Origin of the sequence: Palaeococcus ferrophilus DSM 13482 (genome assembly GCF_000966265.1) — an archaeon.
Taxonomy (GTDB): Archaea; Methanobacteriota_B; Thermococci; order Thermococcales; family Thermococcaceae; genus Palaeococcus; species Palaeococcus ferrophilus.
Genome location: NZ_LANF01000005.1, coordinates 46,114 through 68,936, shown reverse-complemented (window position 1 = coordinate 68,936; position 22,823 = coordinate 46,114). Strand labels below are relative to the sequence as shown.

Genomic DNA, 22,823 nt, shown 5'->3' with positions numbered 1-22,823 from the left:
TGCCCACCGTCCGCCCTCATCGTTATGCCCCTCCTTAATTTCAATTCTCCTAGAGTCTTATTGCAACGTGGGCACTAACGTCGAGTATGCGCCTTTTGTCGAGTTATTTCAATTCTCCTAGAGTCTTATTGCAACGTCGGGGTGGAACCACAGAATAAGGCCATCTAACGGATTTCAATTCTCCTAGAGTCTTATTGCAACTCCCCGTCCGGCCCCCGCATATACACCTCCACGTCGATTTCAATTCTCCTAGAGTCTTATTGCAACATAAAAGAGGCGATGAATGACCCGGAGCGTGCGGTTTATTTCAATTCTCCTAGAGTCTTATTGCAACAGGGCGAATTTTTCCTTCTTTTGCCCTTTAAACTGATAAGAGCACTTGAATCTTATAAGCTTTTCCGCAAAGGGTACTTTAAAGAGCCCGCAGAAGCCCCCAATTCGAGGATTGTAAACGGAGCCCTTAGGCAGAACCCTACTCTCATTCCCCCGTTGAGAATATGCCCAACCATGTTCATGAGACTTCCCGAGCGTTTTGAGAACCGTAAATCCGAATTAATACCTTCTCTCACCTTTTCACTCGAGAATATCCAATTTGCATGAGGAACGGATACTCAAGAGGTTTTGACAGGCCGCCTTTCAAAACTCCGGAAAAATTTCGTTACAAAATTCCCGGAAACGTATAACTTTTTGAGTGATAATAACAACAAGTTACTAAAGACTTCCAAAGGCGGATCAGCAGATATCCTTTCAAATTAATTTGTTGGCAAACCCTCATTTTGGCAACAGGGGGATTTAAATGTGTGCCCCCAAAAATATAAAACACTCGGCGCGTAGTGGTTATGGTGGTTGCATGTACATCATAGTGGTCTACGATGTCTCGGTTGAGCGCGTGAATAAGATCAAGAAGTTTCTGCGTCAGCACCTTCACTGGGTCCAGAACAGCGTCTTTGAGGGTGAAGTAACGAGGGCGGAATTCGAGCGCATAAGGTCGGGGATAAGGGAGCTTATTCAGGAGGATGAGGATTCGGTCGTCATCTACAAACTCCGCTCAGGGCCGAATAGGGAGATAATTGGAGTGGAAAAGAATCCTATGGAGGACATCATTTAGACCCCTCATGGTCTTCCACAGCACGACATATGGGCTTAAACAGACATGACTTACATTCCCATGGGTACCTGGGAGTTATCCCTTTGGGAAACTTCCCCTGCTCAAGCTCCTTCACGCCCTTTATGACGATCTTTGCGCGCCCTATCATTTTATTAAACGCCTCTCGGTCTCTCTTCACTCTGAAGTGCCTGAAGTCGAGGCCGTCCCTGTCGAAGACGTATATGTACCCCTCCTCCAGGCCGGCCATGTTAAGGTAGGCGTTGAGCTGCTCCTTCCATATTTTCGATGGTTCTTCCATATCCGCAAGGCTCCCCGGCCCGTTCTCCTGGTTGAAGCCCTTAAGCTTAAACTCGAGTATTCTGTCCCCGAGTATTGCGTCCGCCCTCCCCACGAGAACCCATCCATCGGAGATTCTGTACTCCAGAGGTACCTCAAACTCTATATCCTCCAGATCAACGTTATCCTGCACCCACCTGTGGAGCAGAGTCCCGAGGAGCATCTCTCCGGTGCGCTCGTACTTGAACGTCTCAAGGTACGTCGAGAGGGCCGCCCTCCGGAGGCAGAAGCTCAGGGAAGTGACCCATATCCTCCGCGGAGACCTCCTCCCCGCTATTTTGTTCCGTATCTCTCTGTTGAAAGTTTCGATTTTGTCAGGGTTTTTCATTTACATCACCTCAGAACCAAGCCACCAGCGGCTCGTATTCATTGATCCCGAGGACGTGCCTCATGAGCTTGTACGCCTCAAGTCTTATCAGCCGCTGCTTCGTGACATTCTTCTTCAGCCCGGGATGCCTCACGCTTCTGCCCAGCTCCCTGTTGTAGTGCTCAAGGACAGTTCTCATGCCTTCCTTCGTGAGCAGAACACCGTTCAGCTCGCCCCTGAAGTGCTCCCTCTTTATTGCTCCCTGCTTCACGAGACGCGTCGCTATGCGATCTACTATTACTGGCTTGAAGATTTCACTCAAATCGAGCGCTAAAGAGAAGCGCCTCTCGCCCGGCTCGTGGAGGTGGCTCACCGTTGGAACCAGCTGGGTGTTATAGAGCTCGCTCACGATTGTGGCGTAAAGGCGAGAGTTGAGGAAGCTTATCAGGGCGTTCATCTCGTTTCCCGGTGGTCTTCTCGTCCTTTTCACGATCTTAAAGCCTTCAGGCAGGACGTTGTCCCAGCGGGTGTAGTACTCCTGCCTTATCCTCGCCTCGACGTTCATGACGTCGGTTATCTTCCCCGCGCTCTCAAGCTCTCCGAAGAGTTCATCAAGGAGTTCGGAAAACCCATCGGCGACCTTCCAGCGCTTCAGGTTCTTCTCCATGTTGAGGGCGCTTCCCCTCACGAAGAGCTTCGCCAGAGTAAGGCGCTTTTCCCGGTCGAGGTAGTGCTCGGCCTGTGCCACGACCAGGTTTCCGGAATGGAGCTTCTCCCTCGGGTAAAAGCTGCCATCGTAGTGGCCGTAGTGGTTGAAGAAGTGGACGGTTATTCCCTTCTGCGCCAGAAAATGGAGGGCCTGTGAGCTTATGTTGACGTGGCCGTAGATGTAGATGTCGTAGATGCCCTCAACGGCGAGGGGCTTTCTTCCCTGTACGTTCTCGAAGTAGAGAGTGTTCTCCCGTCGAAAGAGATTTCCGTCGGAAAAGAGGGTGAGGGAGCGCTTTCTCACTGTGCTTCACCTCTTTTGTTTGTGTTTTGACTTCTCTCTGAGTTCTTCTTGTAGTGACACGAGGTCCCTTATGCTTTCATCCATGGCCGCCTCTATCGTTCTCTCAATGTCCTCAGGAGTGAGTTTCTCTCCGAGCTTTAGCTTCTTTCTAACCATACGACCACCTCAAACCCAGCACAGCTCGTAGTAGGCGCACTTTCTGCACTTCTTTGATTTTACCGGTTCGGGTGGAGCCAGGAGTGATTTTATCCGCTGAACTTCCCAAATTGCCCCCTCTACTTCTTCCTCCCTGCCATCGAGGGTTATCACCTTCGTCTCGTTGAGCTTTGGATAGTGGAGAACTGCTTTGGCTTCGATGCCCAGCCTCTTGAGGTAGTAAAGGTAGTAAAGCGCCTGCATCTCGTGGGCCTTCTCCATGCTCTTGCCGAGCTTGACCTCGTGGACTTCTATATAGTCCTTTTTCCTGATGAAGTCTATCTTTATACTGCCGATCTGGACTTCCTTTTCCTCGTTCCCATACCTCCGCTCGTGGAGGAACCTCCCGAGGTCAACCCACTCACTCTCCTGCTCCATGGTGATGCCCTTAGAGAAGTACCAGAGCTTCGTCGGGCATATGAAGAGGTAGTTGATTTCGGTGCCGCCGATGAGGAGCTCGTTGAGTGGATACTCATTCGTTCCATTAGTTCGGTTTTTAGGATGGCTTTTGCTACAGTTATTGCTGCTACACGTAGACACGTAATTCACCAAATATCCACCTCATCTAAGTCCCTTTTAACTACTTCATCAACACCGTATTCCCAGAGATCCATAGCTTTCTTTTCATCCCATGTCACAATTGGATATCCCTTAAATGTCCGGTGAAGTGCGCTTTGAAGGTTTGAATCTTCCAAGACAAACCAGATGGGGACGTTAACTGAATATTCCTGCAGGATTTTCTTGAGCTCCCATTTCTTGTTGTTAAGCTCCTTTCTGCTCAGTTCCCCCCTAACCTGATAGACTTCCCGAACAATTTCTTCCCAGGAAAGCTTGAAGTTTTTGTCTCCATTTAGAAGTTTTCTGAATCCCTTTACAATTTCATTACCGCCAAATTCCTCCCTCATGAGTGCTGGCACAACAAAGTACATCCCACCGAGCTGGCGGAAAACTCTCTGCGCTTCGCTCTTCTTTTCGAGTGTGAAATAGTCGAGCTTATCATAAATCTCATAGATCAGCTTTATGTACTCCTTTAGTATTTCTCCCTCATAAACCTCTTCAATCGCTCTTCTTTCCTCTGGATACCCCACAAGTTTTCCATTGAGTTCATTTCTAAGCACTTCAGCTGTCCTTTCAAGAACATCCTTTCCAAGTTTACCTCCATATACATTGTTGGTACCATTATCAACGCCAAGGAACACGACAACGTTTGGGATTAGAGAGGGATAGTCTTGTTCCCTATTTCTGTAAATCCTCCCCCATCTCTGAACTTGGCTGTCAATTGGTGAGATCTCGGTTATCATCGCGTCAAAGTCAACATCAACAGAGGCTTCAACAACCTGGGTGGTTATCAGAAGAAGGGGCTTCTCTATAACCCCAAGCTTCCTGTATTTTCTGAGAACGTCCTGTATCCTGCTTATGGTCTCCTGTTTTCTCTTTTCTGGTAACCTTGAGTGGAGAAGGTGCATTTCCCATTTTTCAGAAGTCTGGTTTAGTAATTTATAGAGGACAATTGCCTTTCTGACGTTATTCACAACGATCATAACTGTTTTGAGATCTTTGCTCTCAAATTCCTCCAAGCGCTTGACTATCTCTTCTAAGGCCTTCTCTGTCAGCTGAAGAACTAACTTTCCAGTCTCTCCTTTAACGTATGTGAACATTGCCTCGTCTATGGTTTCTATTCTGTGACGCTTAATGGCTAAGTTCTTTACGTCCTGTTCTCTCCCTTTGAACTCCTCTGCAACGTCCACTACCTTAAAGTTAAATAGGGGGTTCGGAAGTTCTTCCAAATTGACTCCAAGTTTATTGGCCTCATCTTTGCTAAAACCACTAATGCACCACTTTATGTTGGGTGGTAGAGTGGCAGTGATAATAAGAATCTTTCCTCCAGCGTCTTTTATCAGTTTAAGCGTTTTTAGGAAGACTGCCACCATCTCAGGAGTGTATGCCTGAACTTCATCGACTACTATTGCTGACTCAGGGTAAACCGAGACAACTTTGTCGGAACCATAGTATTTCAAGCCAGTTAAGAAGACCTGGTCAGGGGTTGAGAGCATCACCGGCATTGCCAGTAGACTGGCGGAGTTGACTTTCTCATCTACATCAACTCCAGTACTCAATAGAGCGTTCTCAACGTACTCCATGAAGGCAGTGGAGTGTAGTAAACCAACGTGTTCGTCATCGAAGTATTCCTTGGAAAGGCGCCTATAAAGGTCGTTTAGTGCAACTCTCAATGGCAGTGTGTAGATAAGTTTACCTTTATTTTTAGCCCACAAAACTGCCAGCTCTGTTTTACCCGAGCCTGTTGGTGCTATAACTGCAAGGTAATCCGAGTCATGTTTCTTCAGAAGGTCCTTTTGCCATAGCCCTTTGAATGTAGTTCCAACTTGTTTTAGTTTCTCCTCTATCGTTTCCACTATTTTTATATCGAGATCATTGAAAACCTCTTCCAAATTCACCATCTTCTCAATGGGAAAGTTTCCACTGGAAGAATAATCACATCTCCTGAGCATTCCAAGGAAAACAAGAAAGTCCACATATGTTTTCTGCTCTTCTTGATCTCTCGGATTGTAGATGGGAAACTCCTTGGAGGGATCGTTTCCAAAGATTTTCATACGTTCTTTAAGTTTCTCAAGCCTTGAGAAGTCCAGGCTACTCTTGAGCTCATCAACGGCTTCCGCTATAAAATCAACCTTGCCAAGTTCACATTTTATCACGTCAAGATAAGCTATGAGAAGGGGTTCAAGTTGGTTGCTGTTGGATGTTAGAAATTCAAGGTATCTCAGCTCGCTAGAGTTATCGCCCTCTATTAACTTGGTTATCTTCGGCTCTTCCTGAGAAAAGAACTCATTGTAGTGGTGGAGGAGCACGGTGGTTCTAATCATTGCATCTTCTTTGTTGTCTCCCAGAAGGGCGAAGCTCCAGAGAAGAGAAAACAGCTCGTGCGCCCCGTAGGTCTTAACATCTCTGCTTTCCCTGAGGAGTTCCCAAGGTTCACTGGGGATTTTTTCTTGAGCGTAGAGCTTCTTCTGGAAGTCAAGACTTATTTTTCCGAGATCATGAATTATTATGGCCTTCGCGAGGTTTTTGAAGAAGGCGTATCTGGTTGTTGGATTCGCAAGGGAAGGGTATTTGATGCTTCCAAGGCTTGAAATGAACCTCTCAAGCTCAACACACCGAGTTAGAGCTAGTATAACGTGACCAACTAGCGTATGGGGGGGAAATCCCTCATTATGGAGGATGTCATTGGACTTGCCCTTTGCGAGGATTTTTCTTAAAGTTTCCACGAGCTTATTATCAACGGTTTCTGGGGCAGACTTCTCTTCAGTGCGTTTTAATTGATACCTGTCAAGCGTCATCTGAGGCATCACAACCACCCACTAACTCCCTCTTTATGTTCCTCTCCAGCGGGAATTCTTAAAATCATGTCATTCAATCTGTACTCTTCAAAGGGAACCTTTTTCTCGAGCTCTAGATATTTCCAAGGACCAACATGGATTACGGGCCTAAACTCAACGTCCCTGAAGGTTTTCTCATTTATCTCCGCTTTGCGTCTGACAGGTTTTCCATTGTTCCTGAAGATAACCCTAACTGGAATGTAGTAGACTGGATACTCCTGTCTTGCCAGTATTTTTTCTGGATCTTTGACATAGACGTAGGTGGGATATATAATGCCGATTTCTCTAGCATTGCTATGTTTTATCTCTCCTTCCCGAACGAAGCGAGTTTTCCTTATAAAGACTACATCCTCGCTCCTGCCGAGAGAGAGAACCTTCCCTGGCTTCTCTAAGGCATCTTTGATCTTGTTGAGGAAGCCTTCCTCCCCCTTGATCAGGATGTAAAGCCATCCGTTGAATAATTCTTGTTGGATGACTGGGCTTCTTTGGGAAGTGAGGGGAAATCCGTAAAGCGGACGGTCTTGGTTCCATAATGTTGGCCGCCCTCTAAAGCGGACTAGGGAAATGCCTGTCTTCGTGCCTTTTATTAACTGTTGATAGTTCCAGAAGATGCTCTCGAAACCACCGTGAATGCTGACCTTCAGCGACCACCATTTCTTTACCCTCTCTCCCTGACCATACCAGTCGTTGAGCGCGTTCTGGAGCATCCCGATTATCGTTGACTTCGGTGGTAATGGGTAAGTTTGGCCATAGTAAAAGGTAAATGGATTGCGGTACTGAGCGAAGGGCTGAAAGAGTTCTATGAACAATGTTTTCTCTCTCATAATGCATCACTTGAGTCTTACTTCTATGCTGGGGTCTCTGAAGATTAGAATCTTGGGTATGGTACTATCGTTATCCCCCCTGTTTTCATTATCTTTCTCACAATCTTTGCTTGCAGTGAACAGCAATTTTTCGATATAACACGCGATGTCTTCCTTGGATTCCACTTTCTTGATGTTTCCGTTCGTCCCGTTGATTTCGAAAACTGCAGTCCTTTTTCTTGAAACGCTTCTCTTCCTTCTGACGCGGACACTTTTCTCGTTTGAGACTTCCGAATTGGATTCAACAATTTCCTCAATGTATTCTTCCGTGCCGTTCTCGCCCGCTGTAATTCTCTTGACTCTCTTGGTTGTCTTTCCATCCTTCTCCTCAACTTCAATATATTCTTCCTCCTCGAATTCCCCGAGGAGCTGAATTCTATCTTTAAATGTGTCATAGAGCTCGTTCTTGTAGATTCCAAGGATGAGAAGCTTTGGAGAAAGATCCTCCAGACGCCCCTTAATATTCCTCTTGAGGTTTAGAACGGCTCTGACAAGCTTGAGAATCCTCTCTTTTCTTGCTTCTTCACTGAGGTCAAACTGAATCTCATAGAGCTTAACTTCTTTATTGTTGCCTGTTGGGTCAACTATTGGGAGTATCCTGAGTTTCTCTAGCTTAACCTCCGCTATTCCCAGCTTCCCCTCCTTAGAGCTAAGAGTTAGCGAATTAGCTGGAGCACTTTCTTTCTTCCCCTTCTTCTTTCCTTTATTGTTGCTTTCAAGGAGAGTTCTGTACTCTCCAACCTTCTTTGCATTTTCGCCCTCGGCCGTTAGGTTATCAAGGACCGTCTTAACGTCGTCTATTTTCGTCGTAAACACTGAGAACCTTCCCACGTTATCAACGTCAACGACGATGGTGTAAATGTAATAGGAATAATGCTCCTCAACCGTGAATAAGTTTGGCTCAAGCTTCGTAGTGAGACCAGCTCTTAGGGCCCTCTGGGCTATCCAGTGGTTCCCGTTGAAGTGGGAGTCATAGTAAAACGGTGTCATCGAAACTGCGTGGCTTATCCTGACTGGGGCAGTTCTCGACTGAGTTGGCTCTGACTTTGTAACGAGGTACCCGAAGAGGTCGAACTCAGGATACTTGAGTATCTCCCCGCTGAACAGGACGTCGGGCTTGGGGTTGAAAACATCTCCCTTACTTTTCTCGCCCGTGTCTTTTATGAAAACATTCCCCGGTGCAATCTCGTTTTCCCCAAAGATTCCGCTGTCATTGAGCATACTGTATCTAAGGGCGTATTTGCTCACCAATGTGTACTGTCTCCCGTCCCAGCGGGTTATCTTCTTGAGCTCTTGGTAGTTTCCGCTTCCCTGGTCGTAGTTGAGAGAGCTCCCATAAAATACCACATCCATAACCAAAAACCTTCCCATCAGCTTTCACCTCCAGCCATTATTCCGAGTATGATAGAGTAGGCAACCTTCTCAAAGTCCTCCCCCGAAGAAAGAAAAACTTCGCCCAGCAGACCAGCAAGCCTTTTAGCCTCGGGATTGTCCTTGACTTGTGAATTGAGTGCTCTTAGGAGAACCCAAAGGAACCTGTCCTTGTCCTTTGATCTCACTGCATTGAGGAGGTCAAATACGAGCTTCTGTCTATAGTTCTCTGAGCCAGCTTTTCCAAGGGTTTTGGAGCTTAGCTCCCTAAGTCTCCTAAGCTCAGAGAGGCTTAATTTCCTAACTTTCTCCTTCTTCAGATTCTCCGGTTGAACCGACATCAGCACCTCCCCCAGCAAGGCCAATAACAAGGGCTAGAGCAAAATTCCCCCAGGAAGTATCATTGTTGAGGATGTGTCGGAAGATATAGCTGTTAATGCGTGAGACAGCATTTTTGTCTCCCGCTTGCAAGAGTGCTCTAAGCAGAATATTCACGAAGGCATTTCTGTTATGCTTCCTGACGGCTGAGAAGAGTGGATACACTATGTTCTTCCCGTTGATACTTCCGGAGATTTTGCCAATATTCCAAGTAGCATTCATCATGTCTTTGTAATACTCTTTTATCTCTGCAACAGCCTCTTTTGGCCGTTCTAGGAAAGATTTCCTGAACACGCTAGTTTCCGTGCTGTTAGCTTTGAGTTTTGCATCTATGGCGAGAGCATAGAGGGTGGTCTTCCATTTAACATAATTTTTGCCTTTTAAGGCACTCCATACATAGGCCATTACAAGGGGATATAGGGGTTTCTGATTAATAAAGAATTCAAGAACCCACACATTCTCGTTTTTTGCATTTAATATTGGATTCTTAGGATCAACTTTTAGAGAGGTATTAATGGCCTCTCGGATACCATCGTCCAGGATTATAGAAGCATGGAACTTGGGTATGCCGATGTATTCAACACTAACTAATGACTGTGTTTGGGGATTCATACGAGAGTACTGGATTAAATACATGTTTTCTAAACTCCACTTAGCACTGCTTTCTGTTATACTATCTATCACAGCTTGCCAAGTAATCTTAAACAGGGATTTTCTATCATTAATTTGAGATATCAACAATTTCAAGCGCTTGTTCACAGTGTACGTGAATTCTAGAGTGCTCCCATAAAAGAATACTCGTCCTACCCCCCGCACTCTCGTAAATGCGCTGAGGAAACTAAGTAGATACACAAAAAGATAGGGCGTGTTTCTTGTGAGGGATTTAATTCTAAGTGGAGTGTATGCAATATTTGGGAACTCATTGTCAGATGGGAGAAACTTATTTAACGTTCTGTCTATTTTCTGCAGGTATCTGCTGTATTCTGTATCTCCATCTATTAGGTGTGTTAAATCTGCAAGTTGCTCTAATATACCCTTGCTGTTGTTGAAGAACATAAAATTTTTGAAAAAAGTATTATCAACTGGAAGTCTAAAATATCTGGATCTGTCTTTTAACATATTTTTGGCGTCTTTTTCTAGGATGTTCGTTAGGGAACTCCACTGTGGGATGAGATAACTCTCTAGCTCCCTATGAATCTTAATAGCTTCACTAAGGTATTTTCTACACTCTTCAGGTAAGTTCTCTAGGGGAATATCCTTCAGAATCTCTATGTGCTTGAGCTTTAAATTATGCTTACCATTTCTACATGAGGATTCTCTCAATCTTAATAAAGAATTTAATTTACCTTCGCACTTATCACTACACGCTATTTGTGATAAATAATATTCTCTTTTTTGGATTAGCTCATTATATCTCCTATCCTCAGTTTTCTTAGCATGCATAATTCCTAGCTTCTTCTTTATCCACTCGTCCTTGAACAATCGCGTTATGTATTTCCACCAGACCAATTCAAGTAACTTGTGCTTATCTCCTTCAAACCCTTCAATCTCTTTTATGGCTTCCAATAAGGTGTTCCGATTCTCATCACTTTTAACAGATAAGCTGTAAAAATACGCCAGCGGAAAATACCCGTAATGAACCTTCTCCGGTTCTTCTTTGACCCTCTCCTGAAGCTTTTCCAAGTCCCATCCGTAAACTTCCTCCATCAAATTAACAAAGCCTAAAATTCCAGCATCAATGAACCAGTTGCCTGTGAACCTAAGTTCCTCTCCGCCCATCAACCTTCACCATCCCAAAGCCAATAGAGTTGTTAATCCCAAAGCCCGCCTGATACCCAATTCTGAGTAAGTCTTCACTTCCGAAGGCCCTAAACACTAGATGATATCCGATTACCTCGGACTTTTTTGCTCCTATAGTCTTTATAGTGAACTTCTTCGGTTTACTTTGAAGGATTTCTATTCTGAAGTCTTCAGGAGGCTCTCTATTAGTGAGCTGGAAAAACTTCCGCATTAAGTTCTTCTTTAGATTCATGTAGAACTTTGGCTCATTAGGGGACAAATAGTGATGTGTTAATGTGCCCCAGGGAGTTTTTTTCATAGTTCTAACCACAATAGGAGACAGCGTCACGAACTTCCTCCCGCTCAGCCTCTCGGGCTCGGCCAGAGCCCTGACCTCTTCAACGGTGAACCTCTCCCCCCACAGCTCGACCTCCGGGTTCTGAAGGAGCCCTCCGATGAAAGCTTCCGCGATCTCGGGAACGGCGGTGGAGAAGTAGAAAAAGCCCTTTCCGTAGCCGAGCAGGGAGCTCTTATTTTCGGCAAGCTTTCTCCTCTCCGCCATGAAGAGCGAGTAGGTGAAGAGCTTTGGAACCTTTGGGCGATGAAGCCTCAGGCTCAGATCTGGGTTAACGCGTTGAATGCGGCGGTATATCAATCCCTGAAGGTAGTGCTGGTGGTTGAAGGGTATCCGGAAGGGTTCATTCTCCGGGTGGAGTCTTATTAGGAATCTCAACTCGGCACCTCCATGCGTACATAGGTAACAATCAAAGCTAATACTCAAAAATCCTTATTAAACTTTTCTCCCCTTCGAAGTGCAAACGGGAACATGGGTAGTGATATTGTGGCCCCTCCATACAGTTCAAATGATGTCAACAGGAGGTCATTCACGCTCAGAGAGCTTTAGAAAATCCCTCCAGTCAACGACATGAACTCCCTCAGGCTCCTGGGGGATCTTCGACTTGTCTGGGACTATTAGAAGCTTTTTGGGAGCATTGAGGCGGCTCAGTTTATCCTCTGCGTTCTTTATGTCCTTTTTGGTGATCTTTTCCTTCCACTTGATCTCTGCAGCCAGATGGAGCTTCTTATGCCTCCTGAGGGCTACATCCACTTCAAGTTCAGGGAGCTCTATTCTCACTGGTTGAAGACCGTGCTCCCTCGCCAGAAGCGTCTCAAAAAAGCCCTCCATGTATCTCGGCAGCCTCTCCTCAAGTAGCGAAGCAATTCTTTTTTCCGGCAGTCCAGTTTCAAAAAAGCCGTATTTTGAGTTGAGGTAGAATGCGAAGTCCATCACAGGGGATAGGTGTCTGTAGTGGTAGCCTCTGCCCCTGCCGCCCTTGAAGGGAACCCTCTCCAAAATCCCCATTCCAACAAGGGTTTCGAGGTAGGGGCTCACACTCCCCGGAGAATTCTTTTCCACAAGGCCCCGGGAGAAGAGCTCCGAGGCGATCTCTCCGGAGGTTCTTTTTCCGTCTGCCACCGCCTCAAGTATAGCAAAATAGCGCCTGCTCAGCTCCCGCTCCTCCTCATTAAATATCTCCCCAACGAGACTCGGAACGTAGTCTCTGAGAACGTATCCAATCTTTCCGGGGGCATTCTTTCCAAAGGTTTCTACATAGGGGGCCAGCCAGGGCTCCTGGAGGAGACAAGAGAGCTCCATAAGGGTCTTCCCTTTATAGCCCAGCCCGTGGACGTAGATTATTGCATCCCTTGGGTCAACGAGCCCAACTTCCTGGAGGTGAAAGAGGCCGAGCAACGGACTCCCAGAGCCTATCAGGCGCTTGAAGTAATGCCTCGTGGATGTTATGAGTGTCAGCTCACCCCTCCCGGAAAGTCCCTGGAGGAGGGAAAAAAATGGCTCATCGAGCCGGTGAAACTCATCTATCACCACCCGGCTTCCCTGGAGGAGGTAGGGGAGAAGCCTGATGAACTCCCTTTCGGGGAGTTCTTCTCCAGTATCAACGTTTACAACGCTTTTTCCCCTCGTCACAACGAAGTAGCCGGAGTATTCTCCCATCTCCCTCACATAGAAGGTCTTTCCTGTTTTTCTTCGTCCGTAAAGGAGGAGCCATCTCGCCCTGAGGGCTTCCTCAAGTTCTCTCCTCTTTATAATGGCCATTACTATAATCACCGTTATAATAATGGCGGTTATAGATTAAAAGATTTGCGGAAGGAGAGGGTGAGGGAAAACAGAATAACAAGTGGGAGAAAAGGAAGCAAAGATTCAGAGAAGCATCCTAGCGTCGACGGCAACCGCGCTGTCCTCGTAGGCGAAGATCGGGTTGATGTCGAGCTCCTTGATCTCCGGAAGCTCAAGGGCGAGCTCGCCGACCTTGGTGATTATCTCGGCGAGGGCCTCGATGTTAACGGGCTTCTCACCGCGCGCTCCCGCTAAAATCGGGTAGGCCTTGATCTCCTTTATCATGTCGAGGGCCTCGTCCTTGCTTATCGGGGCGACCCTGAATGACACGTCCTTGAGTATCTCGACGAAGATACCACCGAGACCGAACATGATGGCCGGGCCGAACTGCGGGTCGCGAATCATACCGACTATAACTTCTTTGCCGAGCGGGAGCATGCGGTAAACGATGACGCCCCAGAGGTCGGCGTCCGGCTTGTAGTTCCTCGCGTTCTCCATGATGGTCCTGAAGGCCTGCCTGGCCTCCTCGTCGCTCTTGATGTTGACCTTGACTCCTCCAGCGTCGCTCTTGTGGATGATCTGCGGAGAAACGATCTTCATAACGACGGGGTAGCCGATTTCGCGAGCGAACTGAACGGCCTCCTCCTCGTTGGTGGCGACCTTGAAGTCCGGAACCGGGACGCCGTAGAGCTTGAGTATCTCCTTAGCCTCCGGCTCGACGAGCGGCCTGTTTTCGGCCTTGGCCTTCTCAATTATCTCCCTAGCCTTAGCAATCCTGTCCATACCGTTCACCTCTTCGATTACCATAATTGCACTCCAAACTACATTTACAATGTTAAAAGTCTTTCCGTCCCCTACCACCATATCTTGTTGCCCTTAACCTTGAGGTATCCGAGCCTCTGGAGGTGTTTGAGGAACTCCTCGAGCGACTCTTCGTCAATCTCCACCCTAAGTTCGTCCTCGTCCTCCAGCGTGATGGGAACGCTCTCCATAACGCGGGCAATGAGCGCGTCCTTCCTGTTGTCCTCCTTTAGAGACTCCATAACGGTCTCGGCGAGAACTGATTCCGCGAGTCCGACCAGAGTCGCTTCCTCCAGCTCGTCCTCGTCCACGTATCCCTCTGCTATGTCAAGGGCCCTCTCCACGAGCTCTCCGTCAACCTCGAGCACCTCAACGTAGTGGGCCATCGTGAACCGCACCGCTGCCCTTAGCCTGGCTCCCTCAAGCTCTTCGTCCAACTCTTCAGCCGGCAGGAGAAGGTTTACCGTTAAAGACCCCAGGGGCGGCTTTTCCAGGAGCTTCCCCTCCCCATCGATGAGCCCAGCCCCGTGAAGGGTCTCAACGAGTGAGGGACTCACTCCATCCTCACCACCAACGACCTCTCCCACCTCCAGCCTCTCGTAGGCTTCCACGAACTCCTCGAGGGCTTCAGCTACAGCAGGAACGCCCCCCGCGAGTTCTTCAAGTTCCTCCAGCTTTCCACTTACGAGAACCCAGTAGCGGACCTCTCTCTCAAGCCTCTCCTCGGTGCGGTTCATTATCCCCGCCTTGCTGAGCTCCTTACTCAGCTCCCTCATGGTCTCCCTGCTCTTCACCCGGAACCTCATGAATTCCCACCTCCTCAAGGGCTTTTATCAGGAGTGATTTTACGGCCCTGTTGGGGGCCCTCTCGAGGAGCTCCACCATCTCCCCCGCCTGTTCCGTGCTCCCAACGGCGTAGAGGTAGAGCGCGTAGGCGGTGAGTTTGGCATCGCCCTCGTTCAGGAGCTCAAAATCCCCCGCGAGGGCCGCATCGGTGATGAGTTTATCGGCGAGTGCCCTTATGCCCTCGCGGTCGTCCTCCTCCACGGCCTTCCTCAGGGGGATGTAGAACTCCCTAAGGACGGTTCGGGCAGCGCTCTCCCGCCTCCCGAGGTACTCCACGGGGTTTGCGTCCTTCCTCCTCCCCCGGGCCCGCATGATGAAGTAGGCAACAGGGAGTATCCCGAGGACCGCCGCGGTCGCGATGTAGGGGCGGAGCGACACGTAGGACACCCCCACCTTCGCCCTCACCCACCAGAAGACCGCGAGGCTCAGGAGGAGGACTACGAAAAAGAAGACCATGTAATAATCTAGCGGTTCCTCCCTGCGTTCCCAGATGGCGTAGCGGCTTGAGGCGCCAACCCTGTCCATGAACTCCAGCCTGCTCTCGGCGAGCTCTATCTCCGCCTCAAGTCGCTTTATCCTCTTTTCAATCTCCTCAACGGGCTCCATAACTCCGCTCCCGAAGGGAGTTGGAAAAAAATGTGTAAAAACTTAACGGCTGAGAACTTCCAAATACCTCTCCTCCACCTGCCGCGCGACCACGTCCCACGAATACCTCTCCTCCACTGTCCTGCGGCCGTTTTTCCCGTAGAACTCGCGGAGCTCTTCGTTCTTAAGGAGGCGCTCTATAGCCTTCCTGAGCTCCAACTCGTTGCCCGGAGGCACGAGGAGGCCGCTCTCGCTCTCCCTCACTATCTCAGGTATCCCTCCAACGTCCGTCGCGATAACGGGAACTCCAGAGGCCATGGCCTCGAGGACGACTATGCCAAAGGCCTCGGCCGTCGTGGAGGGGAGGACGAAGACGTCGGCCATGTCGTAGAGTCTCGGGAGCATCTCATCCGGAACGTAGCCGAGGAAGCGGACGTGATCCTCAACGCCTAGGAACCTCGCCTGCGCCTTGAGGAAGGGGAGCATCTCACCGCTTCCCGCCATTACCAAAGTGGCGTCCTCAATCCCGGCGAAGGCGTTGAGGAGCACGTGGGGCCCCTTGCGGTAGCTCATCCTGCTAACGTAGAGCACCACGTTCCCCTCTATGCCGAGCTCTTCCTTGAGCTCCTCCCCACCCTGCGACGGGCGGAAGCGTTTGTCATCAACGCCATTTGGAACCACCTCCACCGAGGTGTCCGTGAAGTGACTCACGAAGGCCTTCGATGCCTTGCTGACGGCTATTATCTTGTGAGGATAGCGCAGATAGTGGCTGAAGAGGGGAATTGTGAGGCCCAGGGCGCTCCAGAGGCGCGATTCGTGGGAGAACGAGATGGAATGCGTGGTAAGCAGGGAGGCCTTTTCAAGGTTTCTCGCCGCTTTTACCGCCTTCAGGGAGAGCGGGGTGAAGGCGTGGTGGGAGTGAACTACATCAAAGTCCTCGAGGAAGGGGGTGAGTTCCCTTGTTGATTTCAGGCCGTAGGTAAGGTTTACCTCCAGGATGGGGCTCACAACGCCCGGAACCTTGAGTAGGCCTATGCCCTTCGCCCCAAGCTCTTCCTCCTTCCCCGTCACCCTGTCGTTCGTGACTATGGTTACCTCGTGTCCCATCTCACTCAGCTTAAGCGCGAGGTCGTGCATGTGGGAAGCAACTCCCCCCACCTTTGGATAGTACCAGTCGCTAACGAGCGCCACCTTCATTTGAACCACCACCCACGAAAGTGTAGAACACCACCGCCCCCACAATTGCCCATACGTACTGGAAGAGGAACTTGTACGTGAAAGCTACGAGCGTCGCCTTCGTGGAGGCCCCTATTCCCAGAACGATTCCCAGCTCGTTCGCTCCAAAACCGGAGGGAATGCCGCTTATCGAGGCGAAGAGCATGCTCAGCAGGAGCCCCTTAAGCGCCGCCGGGAGAGATACCTCCATGCCAAAGGCGGCCCCAACGAGCACTATACCCATCGTCTGGATGAGGAACGTGGCTCCCGCGAGGAGGAAGGAGAGGGAGAATGCCCTTTTGTTCTCTTTGGCGCTCCTCCATCCCCTGTGGAGCCTGTCCAGGTAATCACGCAGGCGCGTGAAGATTCCAACCTTGCTCCTCTCGAGGAGGGCCAGGAGGGAATCGGCCAGGGTGTAAAAGCCGCGCTCATAGACGAGGGCAGCGAGGAGGAGCAAAAGGAGGAGAATACCTTCCCTGGTTAAACCAAGGATTATGAGGGCCGCTGAAAGGGCCAGCACGAGCTCCACAACCACGCTCATGGCGAGGGAAGACAGCGCGCGGAAATAGTCTCCCCCAACGAGCTTCACTTTGGCAGCGTGTCCGACACTGGGGGGGAGGATGGCTATGAAGTAGTAGCCGCTCAGGTAGGCCTTGAGGGTCTTCGTGAAGTCCGCCTCCTGCACCTCGCGGAGGAGAAGGTACCAGCGGAGGGCGGAGAGGAGGACGGTAAGGAAGGCTATCGAAAGGGCCAGCCCCAGGTAGTGCCATCTCGCCGTTCCAAGGGCCTCCCTGAGCTCCCCCATATCGAGGAGGCGTAGCAGGTAGGCAATGGAGGCTGCGAAGGCGACTATGGAAAGGAACCTCTTCGTTCTGGAGCTTACCATAGGAGTCCCCGCATAAGGTGGATGAGGAGGAGGAAGACCACCACCGCGTCAAATGCCCTGTAGGCCCTCTGGACGGCCAGCAGGGGGGCGGCCATGAGGAACAGGGGGTGCTGGAGGTACAGGAGCATTCCTATGGCCCCGAGGGAGAAGGTCACAACGAGGCCCTCCGAAAGCTCCCTTCCAATGGCTATGGGCGTCGTCCTGAGGCCCGCCCTCACGTCGCTCTCGTAGTCCTCAAGGTGGTTCCTGAGCTCAAGGGCGAAGGAGTAGAGGGTTATAGCTCCGGCAATTAGGAGTTCCTCCCGCGTAAGTGAAGCGTCCACCAGGGCACCGTAGAGGAAGGGCAGTCCACCGAAGAAGAGGCCGTGGGAGAGCACATCAAGTACTGCCCTCGCTTTGAGCCTCGGCGGGGCGGAGTAGAGGGTAGCTATCAGGGCCATGGTAGCGTAGGTGAGCGCCGCGGCCCTGTTGATCAGGAGGGAGAGCGCGAGGCCCGTCACTATAAGGGCAAGCGAAAAAACCACCCCCGCCCTGAAGCTCAGCTCACCGCTGGCCACGGGGTTTTTGCGCGCCTTTTGGGGGTTCACCGAGTCGGTATCAACATCGAAGCAGTTGTTTATTGAGAAGGCGTAGAGCACGTAGAGTACTCCCGCCACGAAAGCAATCGCCTCTACTCCTGGGCTGGCGTTTTCAACGTTCAGCAGGAGCGCAAATCCGATGAGGGCCATGTAGGCTCTGCCATCGAGGAAACGCGTGTTTTTTATCATCGCTGATATCACTGCCATCACCGGCCCTAGTAGCCCGGAAAGCCTTATAAGCCTTTTCACCGAGTGGTGAATAGGTATGAAGAAAAAGCTTCATGGTGGGTGGCGTGGAGGAGCTTCTCAAAAGTCTAAACTCACTCTTCAGGACGTTTGAGCTCACGGATTCGGAGATAAGGATATACACCCTTCTTTTGAAGGACTCCCTAACGCCGCGCCAGATATCAAAGAGGCTGGGAATCTCCGAGAGGATAGTCAGGGAGAGGCTCAAGCACCTCCTGAACCTCGGACTCGTTGAGAGAAACCTCGTGGATAGAGGGTGGATCGGCTACGTTTACAGGGCGAGACCCCTGAGGGAGGCAATAGAGGGCATAATAAAAAGGCTGGAAGAAGTGGAAAAAGAGGTGGAAGGCCTCCTATAAGCCTCAGCGAAGCCTTATGGCGTCGAGGTTGTTGGGCGCGCGCGTTGAGATGCTGAACTTCTTGTGGAGGCTTGAGGCCAGGTCAAGGCACTTCTGGGCCTCTCCGTGGACGGTTATGACGCGCTCGGGGCGCGGCTTGAGGCGCGCTATGTAGTTCATGAGCTCCCTTCTGTCCGCGTGACCGGAGAAGCCGTCTATCGTGTAGGTCTCCATGTTGACGTGCACGACCTCCGTCCTTCCGCTCTCGCCCACTATGGGTATCTCCCTCAGGCCGCGCTGCACCTTCCTTCCGAGCGTTCCCTCCGCCTGGTAGCTCACGAATATGAGGGAGTTCTTCGGGTCGCTTGCGAGCTGTTTGAAGTACTCCACGCTTGGCCCTCCAACGAGCATGCCCGAGGAGGCTATGATTATCGCAGGTTCGCCGCTCTCTATGATGTCCTTCCTCTCGTTGGCGTTCGCAACCGGGTGGAATATCTCGCTCAGGAAGGGGTTGTAGCCCTCGTGGAATATCTGGTTGCGCAGGTTCCTGCTGAGGTACTCGGGGTAGGCCGTGTGGATGGCGGTCGCCTCCCATATCATTCCATCGAGGTAAACGGGAGCGTCCATTCCCCCGACCCTCGCGTACTCCTCGAGCACCATCATAATCTCCTGGCTCCTTCCAACGGCCATGGCAGGTATGAGAACCTTTCCGCCGCGCTTGATGGTTCTCAGGATGACCTCCATGAGCCTCTTCTCCGCCTCCTCCCTAGGGAGCTGGTAGTCGCGGGAGGCACCGTACGTTGATTCCATGATGAGCGTCTCAAGCCTCGGGAACCTGCTCACTGCCGGCTCGAAGAGCCTCGTCGGCACGAACTTGAAGTCACCGGTTACAGCCACGTTGTGGAGGCCGTTGCCCACGTGGAGGTGCACTATTGATGAGCCGAGTATGTGGCCCGCGTTGTGGAGGGTTAGACGTATATCCGGCGAGATGTCCCTCACGTCGCCGTACTCGAGGGTTATGGTGTGCTTTATTACCTCCTTAATGTCCCTGGGCTTGTAGAGTGGCTCCACACCGTTCATCTGCTGTATCTCGATGAAGTCCTTCTGAAGGAGCACCATCAGATCCCTCGTGGGCGGCGTGGCGTATATGGGCCCATCGTAGAGGTTGAAGCGGAAGAGGTACGGGAGCAGGGCCGAGTGGTCGAGGTGGGCGTGGGTTACGATTATCGCGTCGAGTATGCCCTCGTTGAGGACGTAGCGGAACTCGGGTGCGTCGAAATGGGGATAGGCCTTCTTGGGGTCGTTTAGCGCGGCCACGTTGATACCGAAGTCAACGAGGACGTTGCTCTCGTTTGTCTGGAGGAGGAGTGAACTCCTCCCGACCTCGCGCCACCCGCCGAGACCTGTTATCCTTATCCAATCGCTCTTGAGCTCGGGCTTGCGGTAAATGTTCCTCCCCACCTGGCGGAGAATCCTCCTCCTGTCCTTGCTCTCCGCCTGGAGTATCTGCCTCACGGAGTATATTGTCTGGCTCTGGAGGGGAGGGGTCCTTATAACCCTCGGGGCCCAGTAAACCTTCTGGGTTATCTCCCTCAGCGTCTCACCGTTCTTCCCTATAACGAGGCCCGGCTTCCTGGCCTCTATGAGAACCTCACCCACGGATGGGTCGAAGCTTATGTTCGTTATCTCCGCCTCCGCGGGCACTATGTTTTTAATCCTCTCCTCGGCCTCCTCCGGAGGAAGAAGAACATCCGGGTCAGGCCTCACGCTTATCCTCTTCTTGAGAACCTTTGCGAGGTTTTTAATGAGCTCGCCGTCCTTAACAACGGTCTCGGGGTTCTTGAGGTATATGACGAGCTCTGGCCCCTCAAACTCAATCTCCGTGATCTTCGCCTCTTTTGGCACCATCTGGTTGATTATCTCCCTCATTTCCTTGAGAATGTCATCAACAAAAGTCTCCCTTTTTATCACTGCCCTCACCTCAGAAGAGTTATAACGCCTTTAGAATTGCCGCTATATCCTCCTTGCTCATCTCCCTGTAGCCGTTTTTATCAACAACCACGAGGGTTATCCCATCTCCTGTGTAAACATCACGCTTCAGGGCCGCGTTTATGGCCCTAACGGCAAGTTTAACGCCGGTTTTAACAGTCATGTTTGACCTGTAGTTCTCCTCAAGAATCGCGTAGGCGAACTCCATTCCCGAGCCGGCCGAAACGTACCTGTCCTCCGTGATGCCTCCTATTGGATCAACGGAGTAGAGTCCCGGCCTTTCGTCGTAGCCCCCGATGAGGAACCACGCGAAGTAGGGATAGTACTTGCTGCCCTGGAGGATGTTGGCTGTGAGCGTTGCGAAGGCCTTCACGCTCATGGGCTTCCCAACGCGGGCTCTGTAGAGGCTAACCTCGGCCCTTAAGACCCTTACAAGGCCCAGTATATCGCCAACGCTTCCCGCACCTGCTACCGCGAGGTGGTCCTCCACCTGGAAGACCTTGGTCGCGTTCTTCGTCATTATCATGTTCCCGTAGGATCCGCGCTTATCCGCTGCCAGGACTACGCCGTCTTTACATACAATGCCCACTGTTGTAGTGCCTTTAATGTGGCCCGTCAACTACAACACCCCTTTTGCTTCGTAGAATAGAATGAAGCCTCTTCATAAGCGGCTTTTGCAAGTCAGTATTTAAAGTTTTCGATGAAGTGAAAAGGAAGGAGAAGAATCAAATCTTCTCCGCGAAAGCGAACCTCTTCTTGACGCTGTTTATGACAATGTCAACCTCGTCCCCAACCTTCGTGTCCGGGACAAATATAACAAACCCCTTAATGCGGGCGATTCCATCGCCGCCGCTTCCCATACCCTCAATCTTGACGCGGTATCTTTCACCCACTTTCACAGGCGCGGTGTTCTCAAAGTTTCTTTCACCAAACCTATTGTCCCTATACATATCCATCCAACCTTTCAACTTTCGGCGCCCCTGCAGGACGCCAGATGTAGGTTATCGGAAAGGTATATAAACTTTTGCACGTTTTGAGGAGAATTTATCCCCCACCGGGAACTAAAACTTCCCTTTCAGCAGGGAGGAAGATGAAAAAGCCTCACCACGGGACGCTCTTCCATCCGAGGGTGTAGGCCAGCACGTTTGCCCCCCAGTGGATGAAGGGCGTTACAGCGAGAAGGAAGAGCACCTGCCCCGTTTCGAGCGTTCTAACGGGATAGGCCAGAATCAACGCCGTTATTAAAAAGCCCCACTGGTCGAGGCCTATCGCCGGATAGCCCCTCGGGAAGTTGGCCCTCCTCTTCACGAAGCTCCCTATGATGTCGCCCAGCAGGGCGCCCAGTGAGAGCGCAAACCCGAGGCGGAGGGCCGCGTTGAGGGAGCCGTAGTAGGAGGGCAGGGCGTGATACTGGATGAGCGATACGAGAACGCCAACGGTCAGCCCGCCGAAGAAGCCCCTCCACGTTTTGCCGTCGCCCAGAAGCCTCTTCCCATCAACGAAGTTCCTTCCAAAGTCAATGGGAGTTTTGCCCTTGAAGACGACGGGGGAGGAGTTCGCGAAGTACGCGGGAAGAATGTACCAGAAGGCCTCCAGCAACGGATTCATTTGACCACCGCCATTACTTAAACGGGTCCCTTTTAAAGCTTTGCCCGTCCGAGCTTTTCCTCCAGGCACTCGAGCATGAGCTTCAACACCGCTTCCTCCTCGTTCATGAGGAAGATTTTAACGACCTTCTCGGCTATCCTGTTCCTCTCCAGTGCGAACTCTATGCGCTCCCTTATGCGCTTCGCCTCCTCGCTCTCATCACTCTCGAGCTCCTCAAGGGCCCTGAGCAGGTTCTCCCTCGTCTGCTGCACGTCCTCGACTATCTTCTTGTAGTAGGCCTCCTTCCTCCACTCGCGGATGTTCTTTATGGCCGTGAAGTACGCCCTCTTGTCCCCCGGCTTCTTGACCCTCTTGACGAGCCCGATGTTCTCAAGGAGCTTCAGCGCGGTGCTCACGTGCGAGAGCGAGTAGCTCGTCTTATCAGCTATCTCCCCGAGGCTCATGGGTTCATCCTCAAAGAAAAGCACCCCGTAGATGTAACCGTAGAGCTCGTTCAGTCCAAAGCGCCTCGCGGTGTTCGCGAAGTGCTCCATCATTATCCTCTTGGCTTCTTCAACTCCCATCACCCTCACCCCTCTCCATGAGTGTCTCAACGTAGAGGATTCCGCTTCCATCGTTTAAAAGCCCGTTTATGGTCTCCGAGAGCTCGTTGATGTCGTTAACCTCAACGATGGCTATGGCGTCGTAGGTTCCGTAAAGCCTGTGGGACTCAACAACGTGGAAATGCTCTCTAAGCCTCTCAAGGGTTTCATCTTCCTTCCCGGCGCTAAGGGCCATCAGCAGGAACGTCCTCATGTCCTCCACCAAAAGCCTTTTAAGGTTTCGAATATATAAAACTTTCGGAAATTTC

25 protein-coding genes and 1 CRISPR repeat array are annotated in these 22,823 nt (G+C 50.8%); of the genes, 2 read left to right on the top strand and 23 right to left on the bottom strand.

Translation table 11 applies throughout. From position 1 onward, the window contains the following. Nucleotides 1–37: 37 nt before the first annotated feature. A CRISPR array of direct repeats spans nucleotides 38–334; the repeat unit is 30 nt; unit sequence ATTTCAATTCTCCTAGAGTCTTATTGCAAC. 516 nt (nucleotides 335–850) lie between these two features. Continuing rightward, nucleotides 851–1,108 (top strand): CRISPR-associated endonuclease Cas2, encoded by a 258-nt coding sequence (gene cas2, locus PFER_RS01225; protein WP_048147945.1) that lies wholly within the window; start codon nucleotides 851–853, stop codon nucleotides 1,106–1,108. Here cas2 and PFER_RS01220 read toward each other — a convergent pair. The 17 genes from PFER_RS01220 to PFER_RS01145 all read right to left on the bottom strand — a co-directional run bounded on the left by PFER_RS01220 (nucleotide 1,101) and on the right by PFER_RS01145 (nucleotide 17,999). Further along, nucleotides 1,101–1,772 carry a CRISPR-associated protein Cas4 gene (locus tag PFER_RS01220; RefSeq protein ID WP_048147944.1) on the bottom strand — a complete coding sequence of 224 codons (672 nt, stop codon included), beginning with the start codon at nucleotides 1,770–1,772 and terminating at the stop codon, nucleotides 1,101–1,103. The genes cas2 and PFER_RS01220 overlap by 8 nt on opposite strands. A gap of 10 nt (nucleotides 1,773–1,782) precedes the next feature. Then, complete coding sequence (cas1b, locus tag PFER_RS01215) at nucleotides 1,783–2,763, bottom strand: type I-B CRISPR-associated endonuclease Cas1b (RefSeq protein ID WP_048147943.1); 981 nt, start codon at nucleotides 2,761–2,763, stop codon at nucleotides 1,783–1,785. 6 nt (nucleotides 2,764–2,769) lie between these two features. After that, nucleotides 2,770–2,919, bottom strand: coding sequence for a hypothetical protein (locus PFER_RS12095; protein WP_157254982.1), 150 nt, complete (start codon nucleotides 2,917–2,919; stop codon nucleotides 2,770–2,772). A 9-nt stretch (nucleotides 2,920–2,928) separates the two neighbouring features. Beyond that, the gene (cas4, locus tag PFER_RS01210) at nucleotides 2,929–3,408 is read right to left on the bottom strand and encodes a CRISPR-associated protein Cas4 (protein ID WP_048147955.1); all 480 of its coding nucleotides are present in this window, start codon (nucleotides 3,406–3,408) and stop codon (nucleotides 2,929–2,931) included. Between the two features lie 95 nt (nucleotides 3,409–3,503). Beyond that, a complete protein-coding gene (locus tag PFER_RS01205) occupies nucleotides 3,504–6,323 on the bottom strand; it encodes a CRISPR-associated helicase/endonuclease Cas3 (protein ID WP_048147942.1) in 2,820 nt (939 codons plus the stop codon). Beyond that, nucleotides 6,323–7,177 (bottom strand): type I-B CRISPR-associated protein Cas5b, encoded by an 855-nt coding sequence (gene cas5b, locus PFER_RS11800; protein WP_052696157.1) that lies wholly within the window; start codon nucleotides 7,175–7,177, stop codon nucleotides 6,323–6,325. The genes PFER_RS01205 and cas5b overlap by 1 nt, the downstream gene beginning before the upstream one ends. A gap of 6 nt (nucleotides 7,178–7,183) precedes the next feature. Continuing rightward, nucleotides 7,184–8,587 (bottom strand): type I-B CRISPR-associated protein Cas7/Cst2/DevR, encoded by a 1,404-nt coding sequence (cas7i, locus tag PFER_RS01195; RefSeq protein ID WP_052696156.1) that lies wholly within the window; start codon nucleotides 8,585–8,587, stop codon nucleotides 7,184–7,186. Continuing rightward, nucleotides 8,587–8,928 carry a hypothetical protein gene (locus PFER_RS01190; RefSeq protein WP_048147941.1) on the bottom strand — a complete coding sequence of 114 codons (342 nt, stop codon included), beginning with the start codon at nucleotides 8,926–8,928 and terminating at the stop codon, nucleotides 8,587–8,589. Before PFER_RS01190 ends, cas7i begins: the two co-directional genes overlap by 1 nt. Beyond that, nucleotides 8,888–10,744 carry a hypothetical protein gene (locus tag PFER_RS01185; RefSeq protein WP_048147940.1) on the bottom strand — a complete coding sequence of 619 codons (1,857 nt, stop codon included), beginning with the start codon at nucleotides 10,742–10,744 and terminating at the stop codon, nucleotides 8,888–8,890. The genes PFER_RS01190 and PFER_RS01185 overlap by 41 nt, the downstream gene beginning before the upstream one ends. Next, nucleotides 10,725–11,477 carry a CRISPR-associated endoribonuclease Cas6 gene (gene cas6, locus PFER_RS01180; RefSeq protein WP_048147939.1) on the bottom strand — a complete coding sequence of 251 codons (753 nt, stop codon included), beginning with the start codon at nucleotides 11,475–11,477 and terminating at the stop codon, nucleotides 10,725–10,727. The genes PFER_RS01185 and cas6 overlap by 20 nt, the downstream gene beginning before the upstream one ends. Nucleotides 11,478–11,624: 147 nt before the next feature. After that, nucleotides 11,625–12,872 carry an ATP-binding protein gene (locus tag PFER_RS01175; RefSeq protein WP_245612388.1) on the bottom strand — a complete coding sequence of 416 codons (1,248 nt, stop codon included), beginning with the start codon at nucleotides 12,870–12,872 and terminating at the stop codon, nucleotides 11,625–11,627. Nucleotides 12,873–12,965: 93 nt separating this feature from the next. Beyond that, entirely contained in the window at nucleotides 12,966–13,664 is a 699-nt protein-coding gene (locus PFER_RS01170; RefSeq protein ID WP_048147937.1) for an acetate--CoA ligase family protein, read from the bottom strand. 71 nt (nucleotides 13,665–13,735) lie between these two features. Then, the gene (locus tag PFER_RS01165; protein WP_048147936.1) at nucleotides 13,736–14,488 is read right to left on the bottom strand and encodes a hypothetical protein; all 753 of its coding nucleotides are present in this window, start codon (nucleotides 14,486–14,488) and stop codon (nucleotides 13,736–13,738) included. Continuing rightward, complete coding sequence (locus PFER_RS01160) at nucleotides 14,442–15,134, bottom strand: hypothetical protein (protein ID WP_048147935.1); 693 nt, start codon at nucleotides 15,132–15,134, stop codon at nucleotides 14,442–14,444. Before PFER_RS01160 ends, PFER_RS01165 begins: the two co-directional genes overlap by 47 nt. A 42-nt stretch (nucleotides 15,135–15,176) precedes the next feature. Then, nucleotides 15,177–16,310: a glycosyltransferase family 4 protein gene (locus PFER_RS01155; protein ID WP_048147934.1), complete on the bottom strand. Its 1,134-nt coding sequence runs from the start codon at nucleotides 16,308–16,310 to the stop codon at nucleotides 15,177–15,179. Continuing rightward, complete coding sequence (locus tag PFER_RS01150) at nucleotides 16,291–17,214, bottom strand: lysylphosphatidylglycerol synthase transmembrane domain-containing protein (RefSeq protein WP_048147933.1); 924 nt, start codon at nucleotides 17,212–17,214, stop codon at nucleotides 16,291–16,293. The genes PFER_RS01155 and PFER_RS01150 overlap by 20 nt, the downstream gene beginning before the upstream one ends. Beyond that, nucleotides 17,208–17,999 (bottom strand): UbiA prenyltransferase family protein, encoded by a 792-nt coding sequence (locus PFER_RS01145; protein ID WP_048147952.1) that lies wholly within the window; start codon nucleotides 17,997–17,999, stop codon nucleotides 17,208–17,210. Before PFER_RS01145 ends, PFER_RS01150 begins: the two co-directional genes overlap by 7 nt. 86 nt (nucleotides 18,000–18,085) lie before the next feature. Here PFER_RS01145 and PFER_RS01140 point away from each other — a divergent pair, with 86 nt between their 5' ends. Then, nucleotides 18,086–18,397 (top strand): helix-turn-helix domain-containing protein, encoded by a 312-nt coding sequence (locus PFER_RS01140; RefSeq protein WP_048147951.1) that lies wholly within the window; start codon nucleotides 18,086–18,088, stop codon nucleotides 18,395–18,397. A gap of 3 nt (nucleotides 18,398–18,400) precedes the next feature. Here the strand turns inward: PFER_RS01140 and PFER_RS01135 are convergent, their stop codons facing one another. The 6 genes from PFER_RS01135 to PFER_RS01110 form a co-directional block, all read right to left on the bottom strand. Next, a complete protein-coding gene (locus tag PFER_RS01135; RefSeq protein WP_048147932.1) occupies nucleotides 18,401–20,347 on the bottom strand; it encodes a beta-CASP ribonuclease aCPSF1 in 1,947 nt (648 codons plus the stop codon). 19 nt (nucleotides 20,348–20,366) lie between these two features. Further along, nucleotides 20,367–20,984: an archaeal proteasome endopeptidase complex subunit beta gene (gene psmB / locus PFER_RS01130; protein ID WP_048147931.1), complete on the bottom strand. Its 618-nt coding sequence runs from the start codon at nucleotides 20,982–20,984 to the stop codon at nucleotides 20,367–20,369. Between the two features lie 106 nt (nucleotides 20,985–21,090). After that, nucleotides 21,091–21,315, bottom strand: a complete 225-nt coding sequence (locus tag PFER_RS01125) for a TRAM domain-containing protein (protein WP_048147930.1) — start codon at nucleotides 21,313–21,315, stop codon at nucleotides 21,091–21,093. A 151-nt stretch (nucleotides 21,316–21,466) separates the two neighbouring features. Further along, complete coding sequence (locus tag PFER_RS01120; protein ID WP_048147929.1) at nucleotides 21,467–21,973, bottom strand: CDP-2,3-bis-(O-geranylgeranyl)-sn-glycerol synthase; 507 nt, start codon at nucleotides 21,971–21,973, stop codon at nucleotides 21,467–21,469. Nucleotides 21,974–22,005: 32 nt separating this feature from the next. Next, complete coding sequence (locus PFER_RS01115; RefSeq protein ID WP_048147928.1) at nucleotides 22,006–22,536, bottom strand: GbsR/MarR family transcriptional regulator; 531 nt, start codon at nucleotides 22,534–22,536, stop codon at nucleotides 22,006–22,008. Then, nucleotides 22,526–22,768 carry an Lrp/AsnC ligand binding domain-containing protein gene (locus PFER_RS01110; RefSeq protein ID WP_048147927.1) on the bottom strand — a complete coding sequence of 81 codons (243 nt, stop codon included), beginning with the start codon at nucleotides 22,766–22,768 and terminating at the stop codon, nucleotides 22,526–22,528. Before PFER_RS01110 ends, PFER_RS01115 begins: the two co-directional genes overlap by 11 nt. Nucleotides 22,769–22,823: the final 55 nt, after the last annotated feature.